This window comes from Agromyces binzhouensis (assembly GCF_004135055.1).
GTDB classification, from domain to species: domain Bacteria; phylum Actinomycetota; class Actinomycetes; order Actinomycetales; family Microbacteriaceae; genus Agromyces; species Agromyces binzhouensis.
Genome location: NZ_SDPL01000211.1, coordinates 1 through 5336, shown reverse-complemented (window position 1 = coordinate 5336; position 5336 = coordinate 1). Strand labels below are relative to the sequence as shown.

Here is a 5336-nt window from a genome sequence, read left to right as displayed (position 1 = left end):
TCGCCGAGGCCGGACGCCGGGTCGCCGCCGGGCTGCTCGGGGTCGCCGCGTCGGGCATGGTGCTCCCCGCGGCCTCCGCCGCCGCGATCGCGCTGGGTCCGGTCGCGGTGGGCAGCATCCTCGCCCACATCTCGGATCCGGACCGCTCCGAGGAGGCCGTCCAGGCCGTCCTCGCGGAACACGGCCTGCCGATCCTCTCCGACCCGGCGTTCGTCGAGCTCGTCCGCTCCGCCGCCGACCAGGCGGACGAGTTCCTGGCAGGGGTCTTCCGCGCGCAGGGGCTGTTCGCCGCCGGTTCCGGCCTCGACGCCCCTGAGAACGCAGGGATCGTCCTGGCCGCGGCGGGTGTCGTGGGCCTCATGACGGGGTCGCGCAGCCTCCGGGAGACGGCGGTCACCGAGCCGCGGTCCGTGCCTGGACCACGGACCGACGCGAGCGGAGTGCCCGCTCCGGTGCGCGGCATCGCCGACCTCGCCGATCGGATCCCGCCCTCCGCGGCGGGCGGGCCGCAGGTCCGGATCGAGCGCTACGACTCCACAGGCGGACCGCGGTGGATCGTGTACTCGGCGGGCACCGCCGACTTCGCGATGACGCCCGCCACGGAGCCGTACGACATGACCGCGAACCTGCACGGGATCGCCGGGGCATCCGTCGTGCACGACCTCATCAGCCTGCCGTCGGAGGCGGCGGCGTCCGAGCGGACGCTCCGTTCAGCGATGGCCGAGGCCGGGGTGCGGGCCGGCGACCCCGTGATCGTGGTCGGCCACTCCGCCGGCGGCATGGTCGCGGCGAACGCGGCCGCCGATCCCGACCTCGGGGTCGTGGCCGCGGTCAGCTTCGGCGGACCCGTCGCCCAGGTGGCGACCGGTGACACGCCGCTGCTGTCGGTGACGCACCGCGAGGACCTCGTGCCGGCCACGGCGGGATCGGGCGTCGCGGCCGGCGGTCGCATCGAGGTGGGGCGAAGCCTCGGCACGCTCGTCGCCGCGCCGGGCGATGCGGTGCCCGCGCACGCGATGGTGCGGTACCGCGAGACGGCCCGCCTGATCGATCGCGACGACGACCCGAGGCTCGCGGAGTTCCGCGACCTGCTGACGGACTTCACCGAGGGGACCGCCCCCGCCGCCGTCTCGTACTGGCGGAGCGAGCGGGTGCCGGAGTGACCGGAGCAGGGAGGGGCCCGCCCGTCCGGCGGGCGAGTCCGGCCGGCGAACTCAGTCGGTCGGCCGGACGATCAGTCCGATCAGCCAGCTGATGAGGCCGAGAACCAGCGCACCGAGCACGCCCCACCAGAATCCGTCGACCACGAGTCCGAAGCCCATCAGGCTGCTGATCCAGTCGACGAGCAGCAGGAGCAGCCCGTTGACGATGAACGAGATGAGCCCGAGCGTCAGCACGTAGAGCGGGAACCCGACGATGCGCACGAACGTGCCGATCGTCGCGTTGACGATGCCGAAGATCGCGGCGATGAGCAGGTACGTGAGCACGGTCGCGAATTCCGAGTCCTCGTATGGCACGACGCTCACGCCGGAGACGATGAGGGTCGTGAGCCAGAGTGCGAACGCGACGACGATGACCTTCAGGAGGAAGCGCATCCCCCAACTATGGCAGCGGGTGGCCCGCGAGCGAAGGGGTACGGTGGATGCCGTGACCGCATCGGAGCCCACGCCCCCGCAGGTGCGCCTGCGCCCGGAGATCGCCGCGCTTCCGCCGTATCGCCAGGGCCGGCCGGCCCCGGCGGACGGCTTCAAGCTGTCGAGCAACGAGAACCCCTGGCCGCCCGTCCCGGCCGTCGAGGCGGCCATCTCCACGGCCGCCTCGGAGGTCCACCGGTATCCGGACGCCACCGCGCTCCTGCTCCGCGAACGGCTGGCCGAACGGTTCGGCGTGAGCGTCGACGAGGTGCTCATCGGCGCCGGATCGGTGTCGCTGATCGCGCAGTTCGTGCTCGCGGCGGCCGGCCCGGGTGACGAGGTCGTCTACTCGTGGCGTTCGTTCGAGGCGTACCCCGGGCTCGTCACGGTCGCCGGCGCGACGAGCGTGCAGGTCCCGAACCGGCCCGACCACGGCCACGACCTGGACGCGATGGCGGCTGCGGTGACCGACCGCACGTGCGTCGTGATCGTGTGCTCCCCCAACAACCCGACCGGTGTCCCCGTCACCGCCGACGAGTTCGAGCGGTTCATGGCGCGCGTGCCGGCGGACCGGCTCGTGCTGCTCGACGAGGCGTACGCGGAGTTCGTGCGCGACCCGGCATCCGTCGACGGCAGTGCGCTCATCGGCCGGTACCCGAACCTCGTCGTGCTCCGGACCTTCTCGAAGGCGTACGGCCTCGCCGGCGTGCGCGTCGGCTACGCCATCGGACCGGTCCCGATCCTCGACGCCGCACGTGCGACGGCGATCCCCCTCGGCGTGACCGCCGTCGCCACCGCGGGTGCGCTCGCGGCGCTCGAGCCGGCCAACGAGGAGGAGCTCCTCCGTCGCGTCGACATGCTCGCCGAGCGCCGCGAAGCCGTGCGCGACGCGCTCATCGAGCAGGGATGGGACATCCCGGTGGCGCAGGGCAACTTCGTTTGGCTGCCGACCGGTGATCGCACGATGGAGGTCGCGGAGGCGCTCTTCGACGGCGGGATCGTCGCGCGAGCGTTCCCCGGCGATGGCATCCGGGTGTCGGTCGGCGAGCACGAGTCTGTGGACGTACTCCTAAGGCTTCTCGGGGAGCTTGTCTGACCTCCACAAGAAGGGGCCCACATCGAGCGGGTACCGTGGAACGGTGGCAGCCCCCTCACGCGACTTCACCGCTCCGACGGTCCAGCTCCTGACGCCCGAGGGCGACCTTCGTCCGACGCCCGAGGCGGAGGAGTACCTGCCGCTGGTCGAGGCGCTGCCCGATGCCGCGCTCGAGCAGTTCTACCGCGACATGGTGATCTCGCGACGGGTCGACGTCACCGGCGCGAACCTCCAGCGCCAGGGCCAGCTCGCGCTCTGGGTCCCGAGCCACGGCCAGGAGGCCGCCCAGGTCGGCTCCGCGCGCGCCGCGCGCCCGCAGGACCACATCTTCCCGTCGTACCGCGAGCACATCGTCGGCATGATCCGCGGTCTCGACCCGGTCGCCATCCTGAAGCTCTTCCGCGGCGCCACCCTGGGCGGCTGGACGCCCGAGGAGAACGGCAACTTCCACCTGTACACGCTCGTGCTGGCCTCGCAGACGCTGCACGCGACCGGCTACGCGATGGGCCTGCAGTTCGACGGCGCGACCGCGACCGGCGACCCCGAGGCGGATGCCGCGGTGCTCGTCTACTACGGCGACGGCTCGACGTCTCAGGGCGACGCGAACGAGGCGCTCGTGTTCGCCTCGAGCTACAACACCCCCCAGGTGTTCTTCGTGCAGAACAACCAGTGGGCGATCTCGGTCCCGGTCTCGCGTCAGTCGCGCAGCCCGCTGTCGCTGCGCGGCGGCGGCTTCGGCATGCCGGGCATCCGGGTCGACGGCAACGACGTGCTCGCGAGCTACGCCGTGACCCGGCGGGCGCTCGAGGAGGCCCGCGCCGGCGAGGGACCGTCGTTCATCGAGGCGGTGACCTATCGCATGGGCGCGCACACCACCGCCGACGACCCCACCAAGTACCGGACGGACGACGAGGTCGCGTACTGGACCGCACGCGATCCGATCGTGCGCTTCCGCACGTGGCTCGAGGGCCGCGGAGCATCGGCCGAGTACTTCGACCGCGTCGACGAGGAGGCCGCGGACGTCGCGGCTGGCGTCAGGACGCGCGCGCTCGACGTCACCGCTCCCCCGCGCAGCGACATCTTCGCCCACGTGTACGCCGAGTCCCACCCGCTGGTCGAGGCGCAGGCCGCGTGGCTCGAGGAGTACGAGAACTCGTTCGAAGGAGACCAGGCATGACGGTCGAGACGATCGCCGACGCGTCGGCCGCGGCGCCCGAACTCCGTGGCGTGCACACGCTGTCGATGGCGAAGGCCATCAACGCCGGGCTCCGCGAGGCGATGCGCAACGACCCGAAGGTCCTGCTCATGGGTGAGGACATCGGGCCGCTCGGCGGCGTGTTCCGAGTGACCGAGGGCCTCGTGGCCGAGTTCGGCGAACGCCGGGTGCTCGACAGCCCGCTCGCCGAGTCGGGCATCGTGGGCACCGCGATCGGCATGGCGATGCGCGGGTACCGTCCTGTGCTCGAGATCCAGTTCGACGGGTTCATCTTCCCCGCGTTCGACCAGATCACCACCCAGCTGGCGCGCATGAACCTCCGCCACGACGGCGGAATGCCGATGCCGGTGGTCATCCGCGTGCCCTACGGCGGGCACATCGGTTCCATCGAGCACCACCAGGAGAGCCCGGAGGCGTACTTCGCGCACACGCCGGGTCTTCGCGTGGTGAGTCCGTCGTCGCCGCACGACGCGTACTGGATGATCCAGGAGGCGATCGCCTCGAACGACCCCGTGCTCTTCTTCGAGCCCAAGAGCCGCTACTGGCCGAAGGGGCCCGTCGACCACGACCACGCCGGGCTGCCGCTGCACGCGAGCCGGGTCGTCCGTCGAGGCGACGACGTCACCGTGGTCGGTCACGGCGCGATGATCGCGACGCTGCTGCAGGCGGCGGACATCGCCGCCGAGGAGGGCCGGAGCCTCGAGGTCGTGGACCTGCGCTCCATCTCCCCCATCGACTTCGGACCGATCGTCGACTCGGTGCAGCGCACCGGACGCCTCATCGTCGCGCAGGAGGCCTACGGCTTCGTGAGCGTCGGGTCGGAGATCGCCGCGACGGTCGCCGAGCGGGCGTTCTACTCCCTCGAGGCGCCGGTGCTGAGGGTCTCGAGCTTCGACACCCCGTTCCCGCCGGCCGCACTCGAGACCGAGTACCTGCCGAGCGCCGACCGGGTGCTCGAGGCCGTCGACCGGTCGCTGTCCTACTGACCCGGGGGTCGCACGCCGACCCCGCACCTTCGAACCTGAGGAGCACGATGAGCGAGATCCGATTCCCGCTTCCCGACGTGGGCGAAGGCCTGACCGAGGCCGAGATCGTGCAGTGGCGCGTCGCGCCCGGCGAGCGCATCTCGCTCGACCAGGTATTCGTCGAGATCGAGACGGCGAAGTCGCTCGTCGAGCTTCCGAGCGCCTTCGAGGGCACCGTCACGGAGCTGCTCGTCGAGGAGGGGCGCACGGTCGACGTCGGGACGCCGATCCTGGTGATCCAGACGGATGCCGCCGACGGCATGTCGACCGCCGCCGGCGCGCCTGCACCGGCGGAAGCGCCCGTCGCGGCTCCCGCGGCACCCGCGCCGACGGCCTCGAACTCGGCGCCGAGCGATGACGGCGGT

The 5336-nt window shown here is 71.9% G+C and carries 5 protein-coding genes and 1 pseudogene; 5 read left to right on the top strand and 1 reads right to left on the bottom strand.

The features are described 5' to 3' along the window. Nucleotides 1-1163 (top strand): annotated as a pseudogene (locus ESO86_RS18855) (hypothetical protein); the annotation flags it as partial. Between the two features lie 51 nt (nucleotides 1164-1214). Here ESO86_RS18855 and ESO86_RS10890 read toward each other — a convergent pair. Next, complete coding sequence (locus tag ESO86_RS10890) at nucleotides 1215-1595, bottom strand: phage holin family protein (protein ID WP_129234940.1); 381 nt, start codon at nucleotides 1593-1595, stop codon at nucleotides 1215-1217. A 52-nt stretch (nucleotides 1596-1647) separates the two neighbouring features. Between ESO86_RS10890 and ESO86_RS10885 the strand changes: the two genes are divergently transcribed. The 4 genes from ESO86_RS10885 to ESO86_RS10870 all read left to right on the top strand — a co-directional run. Continuing rightward, complete coding sequence (locus tag ESO86_RS10885) at nucleotides 1648-2730, top strand: histidinol-phosphate transaminase (RefSeq protein ID WP_242492324.1); 1083 nt, start codon at nucleotides 1648-1650, stop codon at nucleotides 2728-2730. Nucleotides 2731-2773: 43 nt separating this feature from the next. Then, nucleotides 2774-3907 (top strand): thiamine pyrophosphate-dependent dehydrogenase E1 component subunit alpha, encoded by a 1134-nt coding sequence (locus tag ESO86_RS10880; protein ID WP_129234936.1) that lies wholly within the window; start codon nucleotides 2774-2776, stop codon nucleotides 3905-3907. A 65-nt stretch (nucleotides 3908-3972) separates the two neighbouring features. After that, complete coding sequence (locus tag ESO86_RS10875; RefSeq protein ID WP_422836487.1) at nucleotides 3973-4932, top strand: alpha-ketoacid dehydrogenase subunit beta; 960 nt, start codon at nucleotides 3973-3975, stop codon at nucleotides 4930-4932. 47 nt (nucleotides 4933-4979) lie between these two features. After that, on the top strand, nucleotides 4980-5336 hold a 357-nt coding region (locus tag ESO86_RS10870; RefSeq protein ID WP_340638846.1), incomplete at its 3' end, for a biotin/lipoyl-containing protein.

What these genes read in the sequence shown, in the direction of transcription:
- ESO86_RS10890 (WP_129234940.1), bottom strand. Translation starts at nt 1,595, where the DNA reads ATGCGCTTCCTCCTGAAGGTCATCGTCGTCGCGTTCGCACTCTGGCTC.
- ESO86_RS10875 (WP_422836487.1), top strand. Translation starts at nt 3,973, where the DNA reads ATGGCGAAGGCCATCAACGCCGGGCTCCGCGAGGCGATGCGCAACGAC.